This window comes from Taklimakanibacter albus (assembly GCF_016595235.1).
GTDB lineage: Bacteria > Pseudomonadota > Alphaproteobacteria > Rhizobiales > Aestuariivirgaceae > Taklimakanibacter > Taklimakanibacter albus.
Genome location: NZ_JAENHL010000008.1, coordinates 580,860 through 603,643 on the forward strand (window position 1 = coordinate 580,860; position 22,784 = coordinate 603,643).

Genomic DNA, 22,784 nt, shown 5'->3' on the forward strand with positions numbered 1-22,784 from the left:
TGATTTGGATTAACGACTACGGATCGCCTCGATGCGCGCCAGCAATTCACTCGGCACCGCAATGCCTTCACTTTCAGCGGCGTGCCGTGCAGCGGCGCGGCGTGCGCCCTGCAGGCGTGCGCCCGGCTGATCGCCGATCGCCGCGGCAAGCGCTTCCACGCGGTCGGCGAAGATGCCGCCCGAGGTCGCCTGTGCGTCGATGGCGATGAAGAACTGACCGGTGCGCGGCGGCCCACCGGCCGTGCCGGCAAACGGGCTCGCTTCCGTCGACGGCAATGCGCCCGCCGCCGCCGAGGCGAGAAGCTCGACCATCAGCCCTATGCCGAACCCCTTGTAACCACCGGATGGCGCCATGGTGCCCTTGAGCGCCAGGTCGGGATCGGTGGTCGGCTCGCCGTCCGGCCCGAAGGCCCAGTCGGGCGGAATGCTCTTGCCTTCCCGCTTGCGTTTGCCGATCTCGCTCTTGGCGACGACGCTGGCGCTCTGATCGATCGACAGAACGATACGGCCGTCCTTGCCGGCGGCGGCAATGGCGAAGGGGTTGGTGCCGATCACGGCGCGACGCCCGCCGACCGGCGCGATCGAGGCCGGCGCATGGGTGTAGCCGAGCGCTAACAGCCCGACGGCGGCGAGACGATCGGTGTGATAGCCGAGGACACCGCAATTGTAGGAATTGCGCACCGCGAGCGCCGCGATCCCCATCTTGCGGGCGAGCGGCACCAGCTGCGCGAAGCCTTGGTCGATGGCCGGATGCGCGAAGCCAGTTCCCGCATCGACCACGATTGCCGCGGGAGATGGCTGCGTGACACGTGGAACCGCGGCGCCGTCTACCTTGCCGCAGGTCAGATGCTCGCAATAGACCGGCACATAGGCCAGGCCGTGTGAGGCAATGCCTTCGGCCTCGGCGGCGGCGACCGCCTTGGCGAGGGGCCTTGCGGCATCGGCCCGCGCTCCCGATGCCGACAGAGCGTCAAAGGCCAGGGTTTCGATCTCTGAGATAGTGAGGCGGCGATGCGTCATGGGTTCAATCATTGTCGCTGAGGCCGGCGCCGGCACCGGCGAGGCGCGAATGCTCGGAGGCCGGGACATAAGTGAGCGCGGCGAGCGCCGTAAAACGGCGCCAGAGTTCATCGGGAATGGTGACCCCGCCGGTTTTCGGCGGAGACGCCTGATCGAGCCCGCGTGGCAATGCGGATATGAGAATGGTATCGACGGTGCGCGGCTCCGCGAGTGCCGCAAGGGCCGGAGCAATATCCCGGCCGACCACGACTTCGTGTCCGTCGAGCTGCAGCCGAAGCGGCCGCCGCAGACGTTCCGCCACGCTTGTCAGCATGGGAACGAGGAGACGAGGCTCAGCCACTTTTGCCGAGATGGTGAGCGTATCTTCGGCGATCTCGGCACTGCGATCGGCAATCGCCGAAGCGAGCACGAGCGGGCTCAAAGGACGATCCTCTGTGGCGCGTATCCCGGACCGGTCAGAGATGAGACCTGTCGCGTGACGGCCACTCTTGAGCTCATCCAGTGCATCCGCCAGCATCGCAAGTTGCCGTGTGTGCGCCAGAAGCCGCGCGATACGGCCGACATCCTCGGCGAGGCCCCAGCTCAGCCCTGTCCCCCGCGCCGCCTTGCGCGCTTCCGCCTCGATCTCGTTGAGCGAATAACCTTCGGGCTCAGCCGGACTCGAGGGTGTGATATCTCCGGTCGACGGCGCCTTCGCCGCCGCGCTCCGCGTGGCGCGGCCCAGCGGCGGGATGGCCCAGTCGTCGGACGCGATGTCGTGAAGCTCGTCCGGGAACGGCGCGTGACGAAACAGCGCCACCCGGACCCAGCGATCCGAGCGCGGGTCGAAATCCGTGGCGCCGAAGAAAGAGAGCTTGCAGCGGAGGATATCGATCGGACGCAGTTCGGCGCCGGTCAGGTTGTCCCGCACCTCGGCATAGTGGCAGCGCGCCGACAGCTGCACACGACGGACGGCATGGCGGCATTCAGGATGCGCGGCGAGGAATTCGGCGATCGTCAGGTCGGACGGAACGCCGGTGAGCAGGCGATGAAGGGCGGCCACATCGCGCGCCACCGTCAACGGCAGCTCGCGCTCGGCGCCCTCTTCAAGCGCCCGCTCGCCGAGTCGGGGCTCGAGCTTCTCTTCCGAAACATACCAGAAACGCGCCTGTGCCCGCGGCACAGTGAAGTCTTCGGCCAGCGCAAATCCATAAGTCGCTTCGATCCCGGTCCGCAGGTCGGCAAGGGTTGCAGTGCCGTCGATGACAAAATCCGGCGTCTCGTCACCGCCCATGGCGGCGCTCAGATCATCGACGAGCGCACCATGAGGCTCGAGCAGCAAGGTCACCAGGAGCTCCTGCGCTTCCAGCCCCAATTGCGCTTCGGCAAAGGCGCACAATCTGCGCCAGACGAAAGGAAGCTCGAAATCGATCGTCTCGACTTCGGCCGCGAGACGATCGAGGTCGCGTACCAGTTCCGCGATCCGGGCCATTTGCAGGGCATCATCGACGCGCCAGGCGGCCATCTGGCGCCAGGCGCGGGCGAGCCGGTCGCGAAACACCGCGACCTGCGCGGCGCCCGCATGTTCAAGCGTGAGCACACGGCTCAAGGCGGTCTCGCGCGCATTGATCCAGCGGTGGAACAATCCTGGATGATTGACCACGAAGGGCGCCATGCCGAGCCCGGTCGAGTTGCCGACGCCCAGCCTGCGACGCAGATCGCGATCGAGCCGCACGGCCGTGTCGGGCGACCGGACGGTCGCCAGATGCTCGACCAGATCGGTGGTGAAGGCGCGGATCAGCCAGACGGTGAGCATCTCGGCGGCAAAGGGGCCGGAAAGCACCGGGCGCTCGGCGATCCTGTCGCGATCGGCAAGCCCGAACTTGCCGTTGCCGTAGACGGCGGTGGTGCGCATCAGATAACCGACCGCATCGAGATCGGCGGCGGCGGGCTGACGGCCTTGCGCCAGCTCGGAGACGACATGGTCGAACAGCCGGACGCTGCGATTGGCGCGCGACATCACCAGCTCGGCTGCGCTGCAACGTCCAGCCTCCTGGCGCGGCACGTTGCGGGCCAGGCGCTCTATATCGGCGCGTGTCGCGACACCGTCATGAAGGACAAAGGTCGCGTCCCATTCCTCGGCGATCACACGGTCGGTGCGTTTCTCCGGATCGAGCTCATGACCGAAGGCGATCAGCGAATAGACCCAGCCGTCGCCCCGCGCCTCATAGACGGCGACGCCGGCGCCCTTGGCGTCGATCTCCCACAGGCTGCGCTCGATCTGCCAGTTCCGGCGCGCCAGATGCCGCAGCAGCACGCGCATGAAGCTCAACCGCGTCTGATGGAAGCTGCCCATCCTGGCGAGGCGCAGCACCTGTTCCGGCGCGCGCAAGGTCGCGATCGGGGCTTGCCCGCCGGACGAGACCCTGGCAGCCGCGGCCATCATCCCTTGGCGCCTCCAAAAGAAGCCTCGAAGAAACGCAGCCAGTTCCCGCCCATGATGCCGTCGATCTCGGCCGGTGAGAAGCCGACTTTCGCAAGTCCTGTCGCGATATTCGGGAAGTCGCGGTTGCTCGCGAACCAGGCGGGCTGTGGCGGAAACACCACCGGATTGGCCGGGTCGAGCGGCTCCTTCGTCCAGGTGCCGCGGCGCATCCATTGGACGACCTCTTTTGGCTGACCGTGGCAAAGATCAGAGCCTATGCCGAGACGAGCGACGCCCATCAGATCGGCCGTGCGCGCCACCATCTCGCAGAACTCGGTGAGCGCGCAGCTGCTGCCGTTCTTCAGATGATGCGGATAGAGGCTGAAGCCCAGCATGCCGCCAGAAGCCGCGAGCGCCTTGAGCACGGTATCCGCCTTGTTACGCACCACCTTGTGCCAGCTCAAGGGATTGGCATGCGTCACCGCGATCGGCCGGCGCGACAGCTCGATCGCTTCGAGCGTCGAGCGCTCGCCCGAATGCGACATGTCGATCACCATGCCGAGGCGGTTCATCTCGGCGATCACCTCGCGTCCCATGCGGGTAATGCCGGCATCCTCGCTCTCATAGCAACCCGAGGCCAGCAGGCTCTGGTTATTGTAGGACAGCTGCATGAAACGCACGCCGAGCGTGTGGCAGATCTCGACGAGACCGATATCGTCCTCGATGGGCGAGCAATTTTGCAGGCCGAAGAAGACGGCGATGCGGCCTTCCGCCTTCGCCCGGCGGACATCGGCACCGGTCTTGCCGTGTAAGACCAGATCACCATGGGCTGCAAAGAGCTCGTTCCAACGGATGATATTGGCGACGGTTTCCTGGAAGTCCTCATGGTAAGCGATCGTCGTGTGAATGGCATCGACGCCGCCCGCTTTGAGATCGCGGAAGACTGCTTCCGAATATTTGCAGTATTGCAGGCAGTCGATCACGACGCCGCTCAGTTTTTCCGGCCTGTCGGTCATGCGGCCCTGCCTGCATTGATATAGCTGGTCTTGACGGCGGTGTAGAATTCGGCGGCGGCGCGCCCCTGCTCGCGCGGTCCGTGCGATGAATGTTTGCGCCCGCCGAAAGGCACATGATAGTCGGTGCCGGCGGTCGGCAGGTTGACCATCACGCAGCCGGTCCTGACGTCGCGGCGGAAGGCGCTGGCGCGCGCCAGAGATTGCGTGATGATGCCGGCGGTCAGCCCGAATTCGGTATCATTGACGATCGTCACGGCGTGATCATAGTCCTCCGCCTTGATCACACAGGCGATCGGCACGAACATCTCTTCACGGTTGATCTTCATGTCATTGCTTGTGCCCGTGAACACGGTGGGGCTGAAATAATAACCCTCGGTACGCGCCTCGGCGCGTGCGCCGCCACAGCTGAGCTCCGCACCGGCGGTCTTGCCCAGAGCGACGTAACCTTCGGCGGCGGCGAGCTGCGTCGCATCGGCGACCGGTCCGATCTGGGTTCCTTCATCGAGCGCATGGCCGACCTTCAGAGCGGTCGCCGCCATGACGAAACGGTCGACGAAGGCGTCGTGAAGCTTGCGGTCGACGATGATGCGCGAGGAGGCCGTGCATTTCTGTCCCGATCCGAAGAAGGCGCCATTGACCGCGTGGGCGACGGCGAGGTCGAGATCGGCGTCATCCATCACCGCGAGCGCGTTCTTGGAGCCCATTTCGAGCTGCAGCTTGGTAAGATTTGGCGCACAGGCGATCGCCACGACACGTCCGGTCTCGCGCGAGCCGGTGAGCGTGATCGCGTCGATATCGGGGCTCGCCACCAAGGCGCTGCCGATCACGGCACCGGAGCCCATCATGAGGTTGAAGGTGCCGGGCGGCAGGTTCTGGCGCGAGATGATCTCGGCCAGGGCCCAGGCCGATGCCGGCGTCAGATTGGAGGGTTTCCAGATGACCGCATTGCCGTAGGCCAGCGCCGGCGCGATTTTCCAGCTGGCGGTCGCCATGGGAAAGTTCCAGGGTGAGATCACCGCGACGACGCCGACCGGCTCGCGGCGGACATCGACATCGATGCCGGGCCTGACGCTTTCGGCGTTCTCGCCATATTGGCGATGGCATTCGGCGGCGTAGAATTCGAAGAACTGTCCGGCCCGATAGACCTCGCCGACACCTTCGGCGCGCGGCTTGCCTTCCTCGCGCGACAAGAGCTCGCCGAGCTCGGCCGACCGCGTGATCAGCTCACGGCCGATCGCCATGAGCGCCTTGTAGCGTTGCTCGATCGGAGTGCGGCCCCAGGCTTCAGCGGCCCGGCGCGCCGCGGCGATGGCGCGCGCCAACTGATCGCCGTCACCTTGAGCATAATGGCCGATCACATCCGAAAGGTCGGACGGATTGATATTGGCGACCGTCCGGGACGCCGCCACCCATTCTCCATCGATGAAATTCGCAAAGGCTGACTGCACGGCTCGACTCCTGGAAACCCCCTTGGCATGGCCCCTTGCGCTACTTCAGTCAATTTGGAATAACTCTATTCTATTTCAAGAAAACCGAAATGGAAATTCCCATGCGATTCTCGGTCGGTACGCTCAAAGCCTTCATCGCCGTCGCCGAAATGGGCAGCATCACGGAGGCCGGCGACAAGCTCGGGCGCACGCCGTCGACGATATCGATGACGCTCAAGGCGCTCGAGGTGGATGTCGGCGCGCCCCTCTTCGAGACCGACCGCAAGAACCGCCTCTCCAAGGCCGGTACCTTCGTCCTCGCCCAGGCGCGCGAGCTTCTGTCGCATCATGAGCGCTCGGTCGCGGCGATCAAGGCCTTCGCCGGCAACCAGGCCGGGCGGGTGGATCTCGCCTGCGTGCCCTCGATCGCCACGTCGATCGTTCCGGGGGTTCTGCTGCGCTATCGCGAGAGCCACCCCGGCGTCGAGATCAATGTCCGCGATGCCGACTCCCCGTCGGTCGCCGAGGCGGTCGAAAGCGGCAAGGTGGCGCTCGGCGTCGCGAGCCTGCGGCGGGCGCGGCCCGACCTCCATTTCGAGGCGCTGTTCGAAGAGAAGCTCGGCATCATCTGCCGCGCCGACGATCCCTTGGCGCGGACGAAGTCGCCGATCGACTGGGCGGATCTCCATGACCGCACATTCCTCGGCAACGGCATCAGCAGCATGACGGAGACGGCTGAGCTCGCCGGGCTCAATTCGGGCGCGCCCATCGTCGTCTATAATGTGCTTTCGCTGCTGGCGCTGGTGCGTGCCGGCATTGGCATCACCATCCTGCCGCGCCTCTCCATCGCCGCCTGGCGCGACGGCCTCGCTTTCGTACCGCTGCGCGACCGCAAGGCGTCACGCACCGTCGGCCTCATCACCCGGTCCATCGAGCGGCATTCGCCGGCGGAAGAAGCCTTCGTGGCCCAGCTACGCCTTACCTTGAAAGATAAGGCCACCGAGCTCGGCATTCAGATGCTCGGCCGCCCGAAGCGTTGATCAGCGTGTGATCTCGATGACGACATCGCGCGGACTGCCGTCGCCGCCATTGGTCGGATAACAGTCATCCGGGCACGCCGAGACGATGATGGTGGCATCGACAAGCATCCTCAGCGTGACGCGGCCATCGGGCAGATAAGGCGGGCGGGAATATTCGATTGAGCCGTCGGGCTTGACCGCGGCGCGCATGAACAGGTTCCACGGCGACGGCACGAAGGGAATGGCCAGCCCCGCCTCCTTCACGCCGGCCCAGAAATTGCCGGCACAGCTCGGATGGCCGTCGGGCCTGCCGAAGCGCCGGTACATTTCGGGATTGCAGGGCGCGATCAGGCTGTCATGCAAGCCGCCCGTCGTGTCGGCGACATAATCGAAGACCGGCTCGTAGCGGTCGCTGACCAGCACATCGCCCGGCGTGAAATAGATCTTGTTCAGCACCTCGCGGCAATGCTCGAGCGAGAGATATTGCTGTGGCGATGATTTCGGCAGGCACCAGAAATCGACGACCTGGGTGCCGCTCACATTGACGACGGTGACCTCATCGCCGGCGCGGACGGGGATTTGCGCCCCCTTCCCCGCCAGCACGGTGACTTTTTCCACGTTGCTCATCCGCGCCTTCTACACGCGCGCGCCCTGAAATTACAAGCCGGCGGCCAGACGGATGCTGCGGTGCTTGGCGAGCGGAATGAGGTTGCGTGCCCGTTCGATCGCTTCCGACTCGAGCGTCGCTTCGATGAGGCCGTCGCCGCTGCCACGCCGCGCCACCACCGTGCCCCACGGCTCGACGATCAGCGAATGGCCGTAATTGTGATAGGTCTTGCCGTCCTCGACATAGGCACCCTCCTGGCCGGGCGCCAGGACATAGCACTGAGTTTCGATGGCACGGGCACGCAGCAACGCCTCCCAATGCTCCTTGCCGGTTTGCAAGGTGAAGGCGGCAGGTGCCGCGATGACCTTGGCGCCCCTGTCGACGAGCGCGCGGAATAGCTCAGGGAAGCGCAGATCGTAGCAAATGGTGCAGCCGACAGTGACGCCGTCGAGATCATAGGTGACGATGTCGGTGCCCGCCTCATAGAGCCAGCGTTCGTCATAGACGGTGCCGTCGGGCGCCGTGATCGAGAACATATGGATCTTGCGGTAGCGCGCCACTTCCTTGCCCGAACGGTCGAAGACGATCGTCGTGTTGTGCACCTTGTTGCCGGCCTGCTCATTGAGCGAGCCGCCATGGATGAAGACCTTATGGCGTGCCGCCCTCTCCTGCAGCATCTGGTAGGAGTCGCCGCCCGGACAGGCCTCGGCCGACGCCCGCTGCTCGTCGCGCGTGCCGCCGAAGAAGGTGAAGCTCTCCGGCAGCATGATGAGATCCGGCGCCTTGACCTCGCAGGCGCGGTCGATGAGGTCGGCGGCCTTGCGCAGATTGGCGGCCTTGTCGGTCCCCACATTCATCTGGATGACTACGGCTTTCATGATGATCTTCCCTGTTCCTCTGTTCAGTTCCGCCCGGCGGCGACCGCCTGGAAATCTTTGAGCGCGCTGGCGAGACCTGCCTGCAAGGCGCCCAGCTCCTCGCTGATGACGATCATGCCCGCCTCGCGCGCAAGGGCATCGCGCTGCTCGGCGAGGCTCCAGGCCGGCATGATCCATGGCTTGCCGGCGGCTTTCGCCGCGTCAATGACGCGTTTGAGATCGACCTTGTCCGCATCCGTATTGCGATAGGCGCCACGGCCGCGGCTCAAAGAGAGGTCGGTCGGCCCCATGAAGACACCATCGACGGTCGAAAGCGCCAGGATGGCCTCGATATCGGCCAGGGCTTCCGCCGTCTCGACCATCGGATAGCAGCGCACCCGCTCATTCTCGGCCTCGTAATAGGCTTGCGTACCGCCCAGATAGGCGGAGGTGCGCGTGCCGGCGAAGCTGCGATTGCCTATCGGGGGATATTTCGCCGCCGCCGTGACCTGGCGGGCATGCTCCAGCCCACCGATATGAGGAATGATCACACCTTCGCAGCCCATATCGAGCATCTGCTGGATCGCCGTGCCGTCGGGCGCAGCGACCTTGGCAAAGACCTTGAGACCCAGCGCCTTGGCGAAAGCGACGAGCCGGTCGGTGCGCTCGAGATCGAACAACCCATGCTCGACATCGAGGACGAATTGCCGGTAGCCAATGTCACGGGCGATCTCGATGAACATGTGGTTCGGCGTCGACATCCACACGGCGGCCAGTTCGGCAGGCAGTTTATCGGTCATCACACTCACTCGGTCAGGATACGGATATCGGATTTGTGCACGGAGAGCCGGACACGTGCGCCCGGCTGAAGGACTTCGCGCCCGGCACCTGCCGAATTCTGGCTGCGCAGCACCACGCGCAGGCCTTCGGCGAGATCGAGGATGTAACGCAGGTCGGTACCGATATAGATCGTGTCCGCGACCACCGCGTCGAAGCCGAGCCGGTCGGCGTGTTCTTCGCCGTCGTGAAACTTCACCGCCTCGGGACGGAAGGCGAGGACGGCCTTGTCGGCGTTGACGCCCGCCGGCAACGGAAAGGCCAGCCTTCCTGCCTCGATGAAATTCATCTCGCCGATGAAGTCGGCGCCGAATTTCGTGCTCGGCCGCTCATAGATATCGACGGGGCTTCCTACTTGCAGCACGCGCCCCTTGTTCATGACCGCGATGCGGTCCGACATGGTCAGCGCCTCTTCCTGGTCGTGGGTCACGAAGATGAAGGTGATGCCGAGCTGGCGCTGCATGTTCTTGATCTCGAGCTGCATCTCCTTGCGGAGTTTGAGATCGAGGGCGCCGAAAGGCTCATCGAGGAGCAGCACCGCCGGCCGGTTGACCAGCGCGCGGGCGATGCCGACACGCTGCTGCTGGCCACCCGACAATTCGGACGGACGTCTGTCCCCCATCTCCGACATGCGCACCAGCTCGAGCGCCTCGCCGGCGCGGCGGCGGATTTCGTCGCGCGCCACGCCTTTGACCTTGAGCCCGAAGGCGACATTGTCGAAGACCGACATATGCGGGAACAGTGCGTAGCTCTGGAACACGGTGTTCACCGGGCGCAGATGCGCCGGCACGCCGGCCAGCGCCTGCCCCGTGATGAAGATCTGGCCCAAAGTCGGCTGCTCGAAGCCCGCAATCATACGCAAGGTCGTCGTCTTGCCGCAGCCCGAGGGGCCGAGAAGGGTGAAGAACTCGCCGCGCCTGATGTCGAGATTGACATCGCGCACCGCGAAGATCTTGCCCTCGTCCCCTGCACCCTCCTTGCGGGCGCGCGTCTCGAAGGACTTCTCGACATCCTTTAAGGCGACGGCGACTTCGCTGGTCATCGCTCCTGGCACCGTCTCAGTGCGAAGTGGCGTGGGCGGAGATGAGGGCATCGATGGCGGAGAGTTCCGACGGGAGCTTTCCGGCATTGAGCTGGTCGCGATATTGCGCATCACCTTCCTCCTCGGCGGCAAACAGGTCATAGAGCTTCTCGGCCAGGGCCGGATTGAGAATGGCGACACCATTGTCGTCGGCGCAGACGAGATCGCCCGGCTGCACCACGACGCCGCCGCATTGGATCGGCTGGTTGATCGAGCCTTGGGAACCGCTGAGCTGGGTGGTGAGCGGGGTAAAACCCTTGCTGAAGACCGGCATCGGGCATTCGCGGATGAACTGGATGTCGGTGGCGAGGCCATCGAGAATGACGCCGGCGCAGCCGCGCAAATGCGCCGCGAGCGTCATCATCTCACCCCAGCAGGCATACCGCATATCGCCACCGCGATCGATGACGAGCACATCGCCCGGCTGCAGCAGATCGATGACCTTGTGGACGATGGCGGAATCACGGCCGAGGCACTGGACGGTGATCGCCGTACCGACGAAGGATATGCCGCCACGGGCCGGCTTGAGGGCGGAGCTGATGATGCCACTCTCGATGTGGTGGCCCATCGCGGCGGGTGTGATGGTTTTGTATTTCTGCAGAAGCTCGGGCTTGATCGAAGCCGGGCGCGGATTGATCGCCAGCATTTACGTCTCCACTGAATGCAAATCTGAACAAGGGGCGTTCCCGGCCATGCGATGTGGCCGGGAACACGCAATCGGTCACTGGGCCGTCTTCACCTTGGTCCAGCCATCCTGGTAGAATTTCATCGCATCCCCGGCATCGAGGATGAAGTCGGCCTTGGCCACCTGCTCCTTGGGCAGGAAGATCGCCGGATTGTTGGCGATCTCAGGCGGCAGCAATTCACGCGACTTGCCGACGCAGGTGGCGATCTTGGACAGCTTCGTCACCTTGGCGGCGACCTCGGGCTTCAAGAGATAGTCGATGAAAATATAGGCGTTGTCGCGATTGGCGGCGCCCTTCGCCACCGAGAAGCCGTCGACCCACATGGTGCCGCCCTCTTGCGGGAGCACGTAACGGACCTTGGGATTCTCCGCCATCACCTGGATGACCGTGCCGCTCCAGGCTTCGACAAGGCAGGCCTCGCCGGACGACACCAGGTCGGCGAAGTTGGTGCTGTTATAACCGGCGAGCAAAGGCTTCTGGGCGATGAGCGATTCCGTCGCCTTGGCGATCTCCGCCTCGTTGGTTGAGCTGGCGCGGAAGCCGTTCACCTGAAGGCCGGCAATATAGGCCGCCAGCATATTGTCGAGCATATAGATGCGGCCCTTGTATTTCTCGTCCCACAAGGACTTCCAGCTCGTCACCTCCTCCTTCACGCAATCGGTGTTGTAAGCGAGGCCGGTCGAGCCGCTGAGATAGGGGATCTGATATTTGTTGCCCGAATCGTAGGAGACATTGCGGAACTCCTCCGAGATGTTGCCGATATTGGCGATCTTGCCGTGCTCGAGCTCTTCGATGAGGCCTTTCTTGGCCAGGATCTGGACCGCATATTGGGAAGGGTTGACGATGTCATAGCCCGTAGCGCCGGCTTCGAGCTTCGCCATCATCGTTTCATTGCTGTCGAATGTGTCGAAGGTGACCGTAATGCCGGTCTCCTTCTCGAAGTCGTCGACAATCTCCTGCGGCAGCTCGCCCGACCAGGCATAGATATGAAGCTCGCCTGCGGCATGAGCAGGCCCGCTCACGGCAAGACCGAAGACCAATCCAAACGCCACCGCGCCCAGCAGCACGCTCCTTCTACCCCAAGACACGAAACTCGACATGCGTAGTCCTCCCTGTTGCTTTTTGGAACTCACTGACTCAACCGCTGGCGACGGGCGCGCAGGCGGAACTGGTAGCCGATGACGGCGATGAGAACGGTCATATTGGCGATGACGAGCAAGGTGCCGAGCGCGTTGATCTGCGGCGTCAGGCCGGTCTTGAGCTGGGCATAGATATAGATGGGCAGCGTCGTGCTCCCGACCCCGGTGACGAAGGTCGACATCACGAAATTGTCGAAGGACAAGGTCGCCGCCATCAGGAAGGCCGAAAGGATGGCAGGCGCCAGCGCCGGCAAGGTCACGCGCAGGAATGTCTGCCACTCATTGGCGCCGAGATCTGCGGCGGCCTCCTCGAGACGCGGATCGAGGGCGACGGCGGCGGTGCGCATGATGAGTGTCGCGAAAGGCAACGTCACCAGCACATGGCCGATAATCATCGAAGTGAAACCGAGCGGCGCCTTCAGGGCCACCATGAAGACGAGCAGCGCCACGGCGATGACGATCTCGGGCAGCACGATCGGGGCCAGAAGCGCCGTGGACAACATCTCTTTGCCGGGGAACTGACGCCGGACGATGGCGAGCGCCGTCAGGGTGCCGATCGCGGCGCTGAAGGCGCCGGCGAACAACGCGACGAAAGCGCTGTTCATCACCGCCTGGCGCAGGCGCCGATCGTCTAACACGGCGGCATACCAGTCGAGCGTCAGCCCCTGCCAGACGACGGTCGAGCGCGAGGCGTTGAAGGAATAGGCGATCAGCACGAAGATCGGGATGAACAGGAATGCCAGCGCCGCGAAGGTGAAGACCGGCGGTACCAGCCGTGCCAGACGCGTCGTCCACACGCTCGAGGCGCTCTCCGTGAGCAAGGCTGGAGCATCAGCGCGCATGGTCATGAACGCGCCAGCTCGATCTTCCGCAGCGCCCGCATATAGAGAAGGATGCCGAGCGAGGACGCGAGGAGCAGGATGACCGAGACCGCGGCGCCCAAGGGGATGTTGCGGAATTCGAGGAACAGCTGGACGATCAGATTGCCGATGATGATCTCCTTGCCGCCGCCCAGGAGAACCGGGATGGCGAAGACACCCATGGACGGCACGAAGACGAAGAGGACGGCCGCCATCACGCCCGAAAGCGAAAGCGGCAAGGTCACGCGTAAGAAGGACTGCAGCGGATTGGCGCCGAGATCATGGGCGGCCTCGAGCAGCGTGCGGTTGATCGGCTGCAAAGCGGCATAGATGGGCAGCACCGCCGAAGGCAGGAAGGCATAAAGCAGTCCCACCTGTACCGCGCCATAGGTGCCGAGCATGCGCACGGGCTCGTCGATGATGCCGAAAGCCTGCAGTGTGGCGTTGATCAGGCCGCCGCGCCCCAGAAGCACGATCCAGGCCGAGATGCGGATGAGGAAGTTGATCCAGAACGGCACCAGGATGAGGACGAGCAGCAAGGGCGCCCAGCGTCCGGCGCGAAAGGCGATGAAATAGGCAATGGGATAGCCAATCGCCAAAGCCAGGATGGTATTGATCGCGGCCAGCTCGAGCGAGCCCCACATGATCGGATGATAGATCGGATCGAGGAGCTGTGCGTAGTTGTTGAGAGTGAAGGCCGGCACCACACCGCCATAGGAGTCGCGCTCGGCGAAGCTGTAGGCGACGACGATCAGCAGCGGCACCAGCAGGAACACGCCGACGATGACGATGGACGGCGTCACCATCAACAGCGTCAGCAGGCGATTGCGGCCGAGCCCTCTCATCGTCAGCCGGCCCGCGATTCAGCGACCACCGACATGCCGGGGATCGTCGACAAGGGATGATCCATGAGATGCTGCATCATGGTCTTCTCGGCGAGATCGGCGTCGCGCCGCTTCAGCGCCTCGAGCAGCATGCGATAGGCGTCGATTTCGTCCGAAACCAGCGTCATATGCATGTTGGAGAGATAGGAGACGCGGATCGACAGCGCGTAGTGCCGGGCGATCGAGGAGAGGAGATAGGAATTGCCGGAGGCGCGGGCGAGCAGCAGATGCATGTGCTCGTCGACTTCGAGATTCCAGACGAGATCGGTATTGCCGGCCTTGATGCCTGCCTCGCCTTCGCGCAGCAATTCCTCGAACTCACGCAAATGCTCAGGACGCGCCCGCTCCGCAGCAAGCCTCGCCGACAGTCTTTCGAGAGTGCGGCGCACCTCGAAGATATGGATGACGTCGGCGGCCGAGGTGTCGGTCACGAAATAGCCGCGGCGCGGCACGTTGCGCACGAGATCGTCCTGGACCAGCCGCTGCAGCGCCTCGCGCAAGGGCGTGCGCCCGGCCTTCAGCCTTTCCATGACCACGGCTTCCTCGATCAGGCTGCCCGGCTTCATCTCGGTGCGGACGATGAGGCGGCGAAGCTCGCTGTAGATGCCGTCGCTTTGCAGGTTGGAAGAGGTCTTCGCCACGGATATCTCTGTCAGATATTTCTAATATATTGGTAATATCCTGGAAACACGGCATGAGTCAACCCGCTTCCGGCGCTGCATCAACAGATGAGTCACCAGAGGGAGCGATTGAGAAAAATCTTTTGATATTAATTGGTTATGCCAAAGGCTTAGCCAATCGGCAGCCGGCGTCACCGAGATCGAGCTTGAGGTCAGGCCGGAAAGACCGGCCCGCAAACCGGGGCTCTATTTGATCAGCCAGACGTTCTCGTTGCCGGTCGTGGCGACCGTCGGGCATTCGATGATGATGCGGATGTCATTGTAGTCACGGTCCGAACCACCGCCCTCGGGCGGGCGGTCCTCCCAACCGTAATACATGAACTTGCCGGGCGCACAGGCGGCAGTGGCCTTCTGTGGTGTCCGGTTGGTGCCTTCGGGGATGACACCGCCCTCGCGTACGGGCTTGCAGGCGTTGCGGTTGGCGCACAACACCGTTTCGAGCAGGCTGACGCCGAGATTGTAGCTTTCGACGCCGGCCGTCATGACCGTGTCGGTGTAATATTCATAGAATTCGGCACGCGAGCTGTCCCATTTGGACTTCTGGGTACGGGCGTTGCGCACATTGTGCAGCCGATAGCTCATGGTCTCGCCAGCGGCACAGACTGGCATCGTGTAGTTGTAGGTCGTGCCGGCATTGTCGGCGATCGCCGTCATCTGGGTGCGGCCCTTGTCGGCCTTGTCCTTGTTCTTGGCATTGTAACAATAGACATAGATGCGGTTGTAGTCGGCGGCGTCGGGATCGAGCTGCGAGACGACCGGCGGATTGTAGGTCAGAACCGGCTCACTGAACCGGGCCACGGCCTGCACGCTGACATTGATCTGCTTGGACAAGCCCGGAACCACAGCGAGGATGGTGACCGGAACACTGGCGCTGGCCGTCACGCTGAAATCGGTGGGCATGATCCAGCTGCCTGACGCGTTGAGGCTGGCGACTAGAGCCTTGTTCTCGAATCTCTGCTGCACATTGCTGCGCAGATTGTTCACCCAGGCCTGATCATTGCCCGAGGGGCCACCCTTGGCGCCGGCGAGAGCCGCGGCATCGGCTTCGGCCTGGAGAAAGTTCCTGACCATGGAGGCCCTGGCATAATCGATGGCGATCCCGCCCGCCGCGCAAAGAGGGATGGCGAAGAGAGCGGTAAAAACGGCGACGTTTCCCGCCTGATTACGCAGAAACCCACGCCCCATAGTCAGCCCTCCGCGCCGCCGGACATGTATGCCCGAGCGTAAGAATGGGACATATCAGAAAGAACGGTCGCGATATGAATCATATGTGTCCCGATAGTTTACACAATCTCAACGGGTAAGATCGCCGGCCACCGTGCAGGATATGTGCCAATCTTCAGGCCGGATTCTCCAGCGAGAACATGTCGGTCTGCTCGTCATAGGCGAAATATTCCGCATAGCGGGCCCAGTTGGTCACCGTCTGCAGGGTCTCGCCGGCATCCCGCTCCGACATGTGATCCTCGAGCTCATCACGGAAGCGCCGCGCCGGCGCCATATGGGTCGGCCGCTCGCCCAGGATGCGGCGGATATGGGCCGCCAGCGGCACATAGGCCTGGAGCTGTTGGGCGAAGATGCGCTTCCTGTCATCGACACCGCCTTCGGCGAAGTGCCTTCCGGTCTGGGTCAGCTGGATGTCGCCGCCCGCCAGCTCGGCGAAACGCAGGAGCTGCAAGGTCTCAGCGACCGGGAACAGATCGTCGATCTCATGCTGGAGGCCCGCCGCCAAGGGCGGCAGGTCGGCGCGGCCATTATAGGGCGGTGCGGCAACCGCCTCGATGAGGCCCGACAGGAGGTTGGTGGAGATGCGGCGCAGTGTCAATGCGATGCCGGTGCCCGGGAAAAGGCCGCTCTGCCCCGGCGCCTGATCGCGCATCGTCATCTTCACATAGATCTTCTCGACCAGGTCGCGGAAGGCCGGATCGAGCCGGTTGCGCGGCTGCGGAAGATCGACGCGGATCTCGGCGATGACGCGGCCCGGATTGGACCCGAAAATGAGGATGCGGTCACACATCAGCACCGCCTCCTCGATATTATGCGTGACCATCAGGATCGACTCGATCGGCATGCGGCCCTCGCACCACAAATCGAGCAGATCGGTACGCAGGGTCTCGGCGGTGAGCACGTCGAGCGCCGAAAAGGGCTCGTCCATCAGCAGTACTTTCGGACGGACGACCAGAGCGCGGGCGAGACCGACGCGCTGGCGCATGCCGCCCGACAATTCCTTGGGATAGGCGCTCTCAAAACCGTCGAGGCCGATGAGGTCGATGGCATCGAGGGCGCGTTTGCGCCGTTCCGCCGGAGCAACGCCCTGCGCCTCGAGGCCGAGTTCGACATTCTGCAGGACAGTGAGCCAGGGGAACAAAGCGAAACTCTGGAACACCATGGCGATCGCCGGCGACGGGCCTGTCAAAGCGCGGCCCTCGCAACTGATGGTCCCGCCCGACGGCTTGATGAGGCCGGCAATGGCGCGCAGCAAGGTGGATTTGCCGGAACCCGAGCGGCCGAGCAGGCCGACGATCTCGTTGCGTGCGAGTGTGACATCGACATTGTCGAGCACCACGAGCGTCCCCGAGGACGGCTTGGCGTAGGACTGGCATACATCCCTAGCGATGATGAGGGCTTCCTTGGCGATGGCGTCGTTCATGGCAGGTCTCCCAGAAACAGACAGTCAGTCGAGGCGCAGGCGACGTTCGGCGAAGACGAAAAGCGGGCGCCACAAAGCGCGGTTGAAGAAGGTGACGAAGAGCGACATGACGGCGATGCCCAGAAGCACACGCGGGAAATCGCCGGCGGTGGTGGCGTTGGCGATATAGGAGCCGAGCCCATAGGCTTCGAGCTTCGCATCGCCCCAGCTCGCCACTTCCGCGACGATGCTGGCGTTCCATGAACCACCGGAGGCGGTGATGGCGCCGGTGACATAATATGGAAAGACGGCAGGCAGAGCGACATAGCGCCACCAGGGCCAGGATCTGATCTGATAGACGGCGGCCGCCTCACGCAGATCGGTCGGGATGGCGCTGGCGCCGGCGATCACATTGAACAGAATGTACCATTGCGTGCCGAGGATCATGAGCGGCGACAGCCAGATATTGGCGCTGACGCCGGTCGCGACGATGGCGAGGACCGCGACGGGAAACAGCACATTGGCGGGAAAGGCTGCCATGAACTGAGCCAGAGGCTGGACCCGCTCGGCGACTTTCGGACGGAGCCCGATCCACACGCCGATCGGCACCCAGATGAGGCTCGCCAGCGCGATGAGGATGACGACGCGCACCAATGTCGCGAGGCCTCGGCCCAAGGCGTCGAGGACATCGGTGAAACCCAAAGTCGTCTTGAGATAGTCGACGACAAGCACAGCGCCCCAGGCCGCCAGAGCCACGATCACAACGAGCCAGACATAATCCGCGAGACGCGTGCTCTTTGTCGCGCCCACGGCCATGGAGCGCGACCCGACGCTGCCCAGACGCAGGAGGAACAGACGCTGCCAGACCCAGATGAAAGGCGCCGTGACCGTCTTCATCACACGGGTGCGGCGGGCAAGCTCATAGACCCAGGAGCGCGGTTTTTCCTGGCTCGCCCCCTGTTCGGCGCGGAAGCGATCGGCCCAGGCGACGATCGGCCGGAACAGCAACTGGTCATAGAGCGCGATGACGATGGCCATGGCGAGCACGGCCCAGCCGATGGCGGCGAAGTCACGCGCGCTGATGGCGGTCGCCAGCCAGGAGCCGATGCCCGGCAGATCGACCGTTGTGTCGCCGACGGTGATCGCCTCGGAGGCGACCACGAAGAACCAGCCGCCGGACATCGACATCATCATGTTCCAGATGAGACCCGGCGCGGCGAAAGGCGCCTCCAGGCGCCAGAAGCGCTGCCAGGCCGAGAGGCCGAAGCCGCGGCTCACCTCGTCGAGATCGCGCGGCACGGTCTTCAGCGACTGATAGAAGGAGAAGGCCATATTCCAGGCCTGGCTGGTGAAGATGGCGAAGATCGCGGCGCCTTCGGCGCCGAGCTGCTGGCCCGGAAACAAGCCGGTGAAAAAGGTGACGGTGAAGGTCAGGAAGCCCAGGACCGGCACCGACTGGAGAATATCGAGCGCCGGGATGATGACCATTTCGGCGCGCCGGCTCTTGGCGGCGAGCGTCGCCACGACGAAAGTGAAGAGGAGCGAGGCGAACATCGCCGCGAACATGCGCAAGGTGGTGCGCAGCGCATATTCCGGCAGCCGCATCGGATCGAGCTCGATCGGATGGCGGGCGATCTGGTCGAGCGGCGCCCGCATCGCCAACCCGCCATGGATGAGCAGGACGATGGCGGTCATGATCAGGATGAAGGCGATGAGATCATAGCCATTGGGCAGAACCCGGACATGGCTCAGCACAGCAAGGGCGTTGCGGCGGTTACGATCGTTGAAGAACAGAGCCATCTCATCCACCTCGCACCGATCCGTCACGGATCCGGAAGCGGATGGATTGACGCTAGACGCGCCCGGCCAAAACCCGCCCCGCGAGATCCGACGGGGGATTTTTCATCGCTGTATCGAGTGTCCGATGCCCGAATGACGCCGGACACCAACTAGGGTCGTTATCCATGTCGCAATCTTGTGGTTGGGAACAATGCACTGTCGGTCACGTGCGCCGCCTGCCTGAGCAAGTCAAGGTGCCGGAAGAAACCTGTACCAAAGATAATGTTATAGCCCGATGTTCACTTTACCGATCCTCCATGTTCGGCCACCGGCCGTCTCGCTAGCAAGGGCATCCATGATCGTCTCACCGCATCATCTCGACCTTACCGTGACGGGCAAACAGCATCTCGACATCCATCTTGCCGATGGCCTGTCCCTGCCCTTGACCATTGTCCATCGCGGCCAGGGCCCTGCCGTGCTCGTGGCGGGCGGCACACATGGCGATGAATTCGAAGGCCAGATCGCGCTGACGCGCCTCGCCCGCACCATCGCGGCGGACGACGTCCTGGGCACGCTTATCCTCATGCCGTTTCACAATGTGCCGGCCTGCCAGGCCGGCACGCGGCTCACGCCGGGCGATGGCTGCGATCTCAACCGGCTCTATGGCCGGCCCCACGGTTCAGGCCCGGCCCATCTCATTGCCCGATTCGTCGAGACTACCCTCCTGCCCCGTATCGACTGGGTCATCGATCTGCATTCCGGCGGCAAAGCGCATGAATTCGTGCTGAGCTCGAATGTCCAGGCGCGTTATCCATCGGCCGAATGTGATGCGATGCTGGCGCCGCTGCTCGCATTCGATGCGCCTTATGCCATCGTCTTCGACGAAGTCCCCGCCTCGCCTCATATGCCGCATGGCGGCACGCTGGAGGACGCTGCGCGCGCACTCGGCAAAAAGGCGATCTCTTCGGAATTGGGTGGCGCCGGGCGCGCCACGCCGCAGTCGCTCGCCGTCGCGGAGCGCGGCTTGCGCAATCTGTTGTCCCATATCGGCGTCGTTCCATCCGATGACGCGAGGCGTCCCGAACAGAGTCGGTCACGCCTGCTTTTTCTGGGACGACCAGAGCATCATGTGACGATCGCGACCACCGGCTGCTTCGCGCCTCTCGTCGAGCTCGGCACAGAGGTCCGCCGCGGCGATCTTCTCGGCCATATCGAGAGCCGGGAAACCGCCGAAGCCATTCATGCACCGACGGCCGGCGTCGTGATCGCGGTGGCGAGCCGGGGACGGCAGCAGAAGGGTAATGCCGTCATCTACCTCGCCGACGACATCACTCCAGAAAAGACTTGAAACCGACCATCATCGCAGTGAGCTCATCACCCCCGGCGACGAAGCTGGCGCCCAGCCCGGCGGCCTGGCTGGCATAATTGCGCGTCGGCCCGGCGGCGGCGAAGCGCTTGCCGGCCTTGCGCGCAGTTTCGGCGACGAGTTTCAGATCGGCCGCATCTGCCGCCGTATCGGCGAAAAGACCACGGCCGCGGGTGAGCGACAGGTCGCCCGGTCCGATGAACAGGCCATCGACGCACGGCAGCGCGGCGATCTCCGCCATGGCGGCGAAGGCGCCCGGCGTCTCGATCATGGCGTAACAGAGCCGCTTGGCGTTCTCGGCCGCGATATAGTCCGCACCGACGCTGCCATACTTCATGGTCCGGCTGTAACCGATGCCGCGCGAGCCGAGCGGCGGATATTTGGAGAAGGCGGTGACCCGCGCCGCATGGTCGAGGCCCTCGATCTGCGGCAGGATGACGCCCGCCGCCCCCATATCGAGCGCCGCCTGGATCTGGATCCGGCTCGCTTCTCCCACCCGCACATAAGGCTCGAGGCCGATCCCGGCGCAGAAGGACACCAGCCGGTCGAGCGCCGTCACATCGAGGACGCCATGCTCGCCGTCGAACACCACCATGTCGTAGCCGGCCAGACGCGCGATCTCGCAGGCCTGCTGATTGGCCGTCTGCAGCCAAAAGGCTTGTTTCATGAACTCACTCCCGCAATGACATCCACTTCGAGGCGGGCATCGATGGTCAGTCCCGCCACCATGGAGATACGCGCCGGCGGTGATTTGGGGAAGAGCTCGCGATAGGCGATATTGAAGGCGTCGAAATCCTCCGCATGGGTGAGGATGATGTTCACCTTGAGCGCGTCGGCGAGTGTGGCGCCGGCCTTTTCGAGGACACGTTCGATATTCCTGAAAGTCTGGCGGGTCTCGGCGGCGATGCCGCCTTTGACGATCTCACCCTTGTCGTCGAAGGCGACCATGCCCGATACGAAGATGATGTCGCCGAAGCGCACCGCGTCCGAAAGCGGCAGGCCCTCCGCATTGTCCAGGGTGATTGTTTCGCGCTTCATGCTTTTGCTTCCTTCAATGCGGCTTTGAGAAAAAGCCAGGGTGACAATCGGCGCTCCATATAACGCACGGCGGTGACGATCAGGAGCGCGAAGACGAGATAGATCGCGCCCGCGACGAGGAGCGGCGTGATCGGATCGAAGGTGTTGAAATAGATCTGGTTGGCGGCGCCGATGAGGTCGGTGATGGTGATGAAATTGACGGCGGCGGTGCCCTTCAGCACGAAGACCAGCTCATTGCCGTAGGCCCTCATGCAGAGCCGCGCCGCTCCTGGAAGGGCGAAGCGCAGGAAAGTCTGGAACCGGCTGAAGCCGAATGCGCGGGCCGCCTCGATATCGCCCACCGCGACATTGCGCAAGGCGAGCGCGAAGATCTCGGCCAGGAAGCCGGCTGAATTGAGCGACAGCGCCAGGACCGCGATCGGCATCGGCCGCGCGATCAGGTGCCATAAGATGCTGTCCTTGATGCCGGGGATCTGCGGCAGGCCGTAATAGAGAAGGAAAAGCACGGCCAGAATGGGCGCGCCCCGGAAGAAGAAGATGAAGCTCCGCGCGAAGGCACGTGCGGCGCGCGACGCCGAATTGCGCGCCAGCGCCACTGGCAGCGCGATCAGAAAGCCGAAGATGGTGACGAGCACGGTAAGCTCGATCGTGGTCACGGCTCCTTGCACCAGCAAGGGCACAAAGGTCAGGAAGGTCTCCCAATCGAGGATCATGCGGAAGGTCCGCGCCGCAAATGCGCGTAGAGATTGGTCTCGGCCCGCATCTGGAAAATCTGCATGAGTGCCGCGATGGCGAGATAGATGACCAGCGACGCGATGAAGAACTGGAAATAGAGCTTGGTGTTCTGGCCGGCATCGCCGGCGGCGCGGATGAGGTCCTGCAAGCCGATGGCCGAGACGAGCGGCGTGTTCTTGAAGGTCGTCATCAAGAGATTGGCGAGCGCGCCGAGCGACAGGCGAAAGGCCACCGGCCACTTGATGCGCCGGAAGACCAGGAAGCGGCTCATGCCGAAGGCGAGGCCCGCTTCGACCTGGCCCTTCGGTATGGCCTGGAAAGCGCCGCGGAAGACTTCGCTCGCATAGGCGGCATGGATGAGGCTCAAGGCCAGCGTGCCGGCCCAGAAGGGACTGACCTCGATGAAGCTGTCGATGCCGAAGGGCCGCAGCAGCGCCATGATGAGGAAGGAAAGGCCGTAATAGAGGAGCAGGATGACGAGCAGCTCTGGCACGCTGCGCATCACGACATTATAGGCGGCGAGGCCGTGGCTCAGGGCGCGGAAGCGGGATAGCTCGCCCAGTGCCGCCAGGAGCCCGAGCCCGGTACCGATGAGAACCGAGGCGAGGCCGAGCCTGAGCGTCAGCCACAGGCCGGCGGCGAGTTCATCGCCCCAGCCCGTGGCTCCCGGCAGAAAAAGCGACCAGTCCATGCTTCAATGCGCGACGACGGAGAAGATCATCT

The 22,784-nt window shown here is 63.7% G+C and carries 22 protein-coding genes; 2 read left to right on the plus strand and 20 right to left on the minus strand.

Going from position 1 to position 22,784, the window contains the following annotated elements; genetic code table 11:
• Positions 1 to 9 precede the first annotated feature (9 nt).
• From JHL16_RS25640 to JHL16_RS25655, 4 genes are read right to left on the minus strand one after another with little or no spacing between them, the layout of a single operon-like run.
• On the minus strand, positions 10 to 1,020 hold the full coding sequence (locus tag JHL16_RS25640) for an Ldh family oxidoreductase (protein ID WP_200187741.1): 1,011 nt from the start codon (positions 1,018 to 1,020) through the stop codon (positions 10 to 12).
• A gap of 4 nt (positions 1,021 to 1,024) precedes the next feature.
• Positions 1,025 to 3,445 carry a DUF3726 domain-containing protein gene (locus JHL16_RS25645; RefSeq protein ID WP_200187742.1) on the minus strand — a complete coding sequence of 807 codons (2,421 nt, stop codon included), beginning with the start codon at positions 3,443 to 3,445 and terminating at the stop codon, positions 1,025 to 1,027.
• Complete coding sequence (locus JHL16_RS25650; RefSeq protein WP_200187743.1) at positions 3,442 to 4,440, minus strand: membrane dipeptidase; 999 nt, start codon at positions 4,438 to 4,440, stop codon at positions 3,442 to 3,444. Before JHL16_RS25650 ends, JHL16_RS25645 begins: the two co-directional genes overlap by 4 nt.
• Entirely contained in the window at positions 4,437 to 5,888 is a 1,452-nt protein-coding gene (locus JHL16_RS25655) for an aldehyde dehydrogenase family protein (protein ID WP_200187744.1), read from the minus strand. Before JHL16_RS25655 ends, JHL16_RS25650 begins: the two co-directional genes overlap by 4 nt.
• A gap of 101 nt (positions 5,889 to 5,989) precedes the next feature.
• Here JHL16_RS25655 and JHL16_RS25660 point away from each other — a divergent pair, with 101 nt between their 5' ends.
• Positions 5,990 to 6,907 (plus strand): LysR family transcriptional regulator, encoded by a 918-nt coding sequence (locus JHL16_RS25660; RefSeq protein ID WP_200187745.1) that lies wholly within the window; start codon positions 5,990 to 5,992, stop codon positions 6,905 to 6,907.
• Here the strand turns inward: JHL16_RS25660 and JHL16_RS25665 are convergent, their stop codons facing one another.
• The 12 genes from JHL16_RS25665 to JHL16_RS25720 all read right to left on the minus strand — a co-directional run bounded on the left by JHL16_RS25665 (position 6,908) and on the right by JHL16_RS25720 (position 18,943).
• On the minus strand, positions 6,908 to 7,513 hold the full coding sequence (locus JHL16_RS25665) for a DUF1989 domain-containing protein (protein ID WP_200187746.1): 606 nt from the start codon (positions 7,511 to 7,513) through the stop codon (positions 6,908 to 6,910).
• A 30-nt stretch (positions 7,514 to 7,543) separates the two neighbouring features.
• Positions 7,544 to 8,371, minus strand: coding sequence for a carbon-nitrogen hydrolase family protein (locus JHL16_RS25670; protein ID WP_200187747.1), 828 nt, complete (start codon positions 8,369 to 8,371; stop codon positions 7,544 to 7,546).
• A 23-nt stretch (positions 8,372 to 8,394) separates the two neighbouring features.
• A complete protein-coding gene (locus JHL16_RS25675) occupies positions 8,395 to 9,150 on the minus strand; it encodes an HpcH/HpaI aldolase family protein (RefSeq protein WP_200187748.1) in 756 nt (251 codons plus the stop codon).
• A gap of 5 nt (positions 9,151 to 9,155) precedes the next feature.
• Positions 9,156 to 10,229: an ABC transporter ATP-binding protein gene (locus JHL16_RS25680; protein WP_200187749.1), complete on the minus strand. Its 1,074-nt coding sequence runs from the start codon at positions 10,227 to 10,229 to the stop codon at positions 9,156 to 9,158.
• A 16-nt stretch (positions 10,230 to 10,245) separates the two neighbouring features.
• Positions 10,246 to 10,914: an RraA family protein gene (locus tag JHL16_RS25685; protein ID WP_200187750.1), complete on the minus strand. Its 669-nt coding sequence runs from the start codon at positions 10,912 to 10,914 to the stop codon at positions 10,246 to 10,248.
• 75 nt (positions 10,915 to 10,989) lie between these two features.
• Positions 10,990 to 12,054, minus strand: coding sequence for an ABC transporter substrate-binding protein (locus JHL16_RS25690; RefSeq protein ID WP_200187751.1), 1,065 nt, complete (start codon positions 12,052 to 12,054; stop codon positions 10,990 to 10,992).
• Positions 12,055 to 12,083: 29 nt separating this feature from the next.
• Positions 12,084 to 12,941, minus strand: coding sequence for an ABC transporter permease (locus tag JHL16_RS25695; protein WP_246771167.1), 858 nt, complete (start codon positions 12,939 to 12,941; stop codon positions 12,084 to 12,086).
• Positions 12,938 to 13,798: an ABC transporter permease gene (locus tag JHL16_RS25700; RefSeq protein WP_200187752.1), complete on the minus strand. Its 861-nt coding sequence runs from the start codon at positions 13,796 to 13,798 to the stop codon at positions 12,938 to 12,940. Before JHL16_RS25700 ends, JHL16_RS25695 begins: the two co-directional genes overlap by 4 nt.
• Before the next feature lie 2 nt (positions 13,799 to 13,800).
• Positions 13,801 to 14,478: an FCD domain-containing protein gene (locus JHL16_RS25705; RefSeq protein WP_200187753.1), complete on the minus strand. Its 678-nt coding sequence runs from the start codon at positions 14,476 to 14,478 to the stop codon at positions 13,801 to 13,803.
• A gap of 225 nt (positions 14,479 to 14,703) precedes the next feature.
• Positions 14,704 to 15,702, minus strand: a complete 999-nt coding sequence (locus tag JHL16_RS25710; protein ID WP_200187754.1) for a TadE/TadG family type IV pilus assembly protein — start codon at positions 15,700 to 15,702, stop codon at positions 14,704 to 14,706.
• Positions 15,703 to 15,856: 154 nt separating this feature from the next.
• A complete protein-coding gene (locus tag JHL16_RS25715; protein WP_200187755.1) occupies positions 15,857 to 17,164 on the minus strand; it encodes an ABC transporter ATP-binding protein in 1,308 nt (435 codons plus the stop codon).
• 24 nt (positions 17,165 to 17,188) lie between these two features.
• Entirely contained in the window at positions 17,189 to 18,943 is a 1,755-nt protein-coding gene (locus JHL16_RS25720) for an ABC transporter permease (RefSeq protein ID WP_200187756.1), read from the minus strand.
• 334 nt (positions 18,944 to 19,277) lie between these two features.
• Between JHL16_RS25720 and JHL16_RS25725 the strand changes: the two genes are divergently transcribed.
• A complete protein-coding gene (locus JHL16_RS25725) occupies positions 19,278 to 20,270 on the plus strand; it encodes a M14 family metallopeptidase (RefSeq protein ID WP_200187757.1) in 993 nt (330 codons plus the stop codon).
• Here the strand turns inward: JHL16_RS25725 and JHL16_RS25730 are convergent.
• From JHL16_RS25730 to JHL16_RS25745, 4 genes are read right to left on the minus strand one after another with little or no spacing between them, the layout of a single operon-like run.
• On the minus strand, positions 20,251 to 20,955 hold the full coding sequence (locus JHL16_RS25730; protein ID WP_200187758.1) for an HpcH/HpaI aldolase family protein: 705 nt from the start codon (positions 20,953 to 20,955) through the stop codon (positions 20,251 to 20,253). The two genes, JHL16_RS25725 and JHL16_RS25730, sit on opposite strands and share 20 nt — an antisense overlap.
• Positions 20,952 to 21,326, minus strand: coding sequence for a RidA family protein (locus JHL16_RS25735; RefSeq protein ID WP_200187759.1), 375 nt, complete (start codon positions 21,324 to 21,326; stop codon positions 20,952 to 20,954). The genes JHL16_RS25730 and JHL16_RS25735 overlap by 4 nt, the downstream gene beginning before the upstream one ends.
• The gene (locus tag JHL16_RS25740; RefSeq protein WP_200187760.1) at positions 21,323 to 22,039 is read right to left on the minus strand and encodes an ABC transporter permease subunit; all 717 of its coding nucleotides are present in this window, start codon (positions 22,037 to 22,039) and stop codon (positions 21,323 to 21,325) included. The genes JHL16_RS25735 and JHL16_RS25740 overlap by 4 nt, the downstream gene beginning before the upstream one ends.
• On the minus strand, positions 22,036 to 22,752 hold the full coding sequence (locus JHL16_RS25745; RefSeq protein WP_200187761.1) for an ABC transporter permease: 717 nt from the start codon (positions 22,750 to 22,752) through the stop codon (positions 22,036 to 22,038). The genes JHL16_RS25740 and JHL16_RS25745 overlap by 4 nt, the downstream gene beginning before the upstream one ends.
• Positions 22,753 to 22,784 lie beyond the last annotated feature (32 nt).

What these genes read in the sequence shown, in the direction of transcription:
- JHL16_RS25680 (WP_200187749.1), bottom strand. Translation starts at nt 10,229, where the DNA reads ATGACCAGCGAAGTCGCCGTCGCCTTAAAGGATGTCGAGAAGTCCTTC.
- JHL16_RS25730 (WP_200187758.1), bottom strand. Translation starts at nt 20,955, where the DNA reads ATGAAACAAGCCTTTTGGCTGCAGACGGCCAATCAGCAGGCCTGCGAG.
- JHL16_RS25690 (WP_200187751.1), bottom strand. Translation starts at nt 12,054, where the DNA reads ATGTCGAGTTTCGTGTCTTGGGGTAGAAGGAGCGTGCTGCTGGGCGCG.
- JHL16_RS25675 (WP_200187748.1), bottom strand. Translation starts at nt 9,150, where the DNA reads ATGACCGATAAACTGCCTGCCGAACTGGCCGCCGTGTGGATGTCGACG.
- JHL16_RS25710 (WP_200187754.1), bottom strand. Translation starts at nt 15,702, where the DNA reads ATGGGGCGTGGGTTTCTGCGTAATCAGGCGGGAAACGTCGCCGTTTTT.
- JHL16_RS25715 (WP_200187755.1), bottom strand. Translation starts at nt 17,164, where the DNA reads ATGAACGACGCCATCGCCAAGGAAGCCCTCATCATCGCTAGGGATGTA.
- JHL16_RS25725 (WP_200187757.1), top strand. Translation starts at nt 19,278, where the DNA reads ATGATCGTCTCACCGCATCATCTCGACCTTACCGTGACGGGCAAACAG.
- JHL16_RS25695 (WP_246771167.1), bottom strand. Translation starts at nt 12,941, where the DNA reads ATGACCATGCGCGCTGATGCTCCAGCCTTGCTCACGGAGAGCGCCTCG.
- JHL16_RS25645 (WP_200187742.1), bottom strand. Translation starts at nt 3,445, where the DNA reads ATGATGGCCGCGGCTGCCAGGGTCTCGTCCGGCGGGCAAGCCCCGATC.
- JHL16_RS25745 (WP_200187761.1), bottom strand. Translation starts at nt 22,752, where the DNA reads ATGGACTGGTCGCTTTTTCTGCCGGGAGCCACGGGCTGGGGCGATGAA.
- JHL16_RS25700 (WP_200187752.1), bottom strand. Translation starts at nt 13,798, where the DNA reads ATGAGAGGGCTCGGCCGCAATCGCCTGCTGACGCTGTTGATGGTGACG.
- JHL16_RS25660 (WP_200187745.1), top strand. Translation starts at nt 5,990, where the DNA reads ATGCGATTCTCGGTCGGTACGCTCAAAGCCTTCATCGCCGTCGCCGAA.
- JHL16_RS25740 (WP_200187760.1), bottom strand. Translation starts at nt 22,039, where the DNA reads ATGATCCTCGATTGGGAGACCTTCCTGACCTTTGTGCCCTTGCTGGTG.
- JHL16_RS25720 (WP_200187756.1), bottom strand. Translation starts at nt 18,943, where the DNA reads ATGGCTCTGTTCTTCAACGATCGTAACCGCCGCAACGCCCTTGCTGTG.
- JHL16_RS25735 (WP_200187759.1), bottom strand. Translation starts at nt 21,326, where the DNA reads ATGAAGCGCGAAACAATCACCCTGGACAATGCGGAGGGCCTGCCGCTT.
- JHL16_RS25685 (WP_200187750.1), bottom strand. Translation starts at nt 10,914, where the DNA reads ATGCTGGCGATCAATCCGCGCCCGGCTTCGATCAAGCCCGAGCTTCTG.
- JHL16_RS25670 (WP_200187747.1), bottom strand. Translation starts at nt 8,371, where the DNA reads ATGAAAGCCGTAGTCATCCAGATGAATGTGGGGACCGACAAGGCCGCC.
- JHL16_RS25650 (WP_200187743.1), bottom strand. Translation starts at nt 4,440, where the DNA reads ATGACCGACAGGCCGGAAAAACTGAGCGGCGTCGTGATCGACTGCCTG.
- JHL16_RS25640 (WP_200187741.1), bottom strand. Translation starts at nt 1,020, where the DNA reads ATGACGCATCGCCGCCTCACTATCTCAGAGATCGAAACCCTGGCCTTT.
- JHL16_RS25665 (WP_200187746.1), bottom strand. Translation starts at nt 7,513, where the DNA reads ATGAGCAACGTGGAAAAAGTCACCGTGCTGGCGGGGAAGGGGGCGCAA.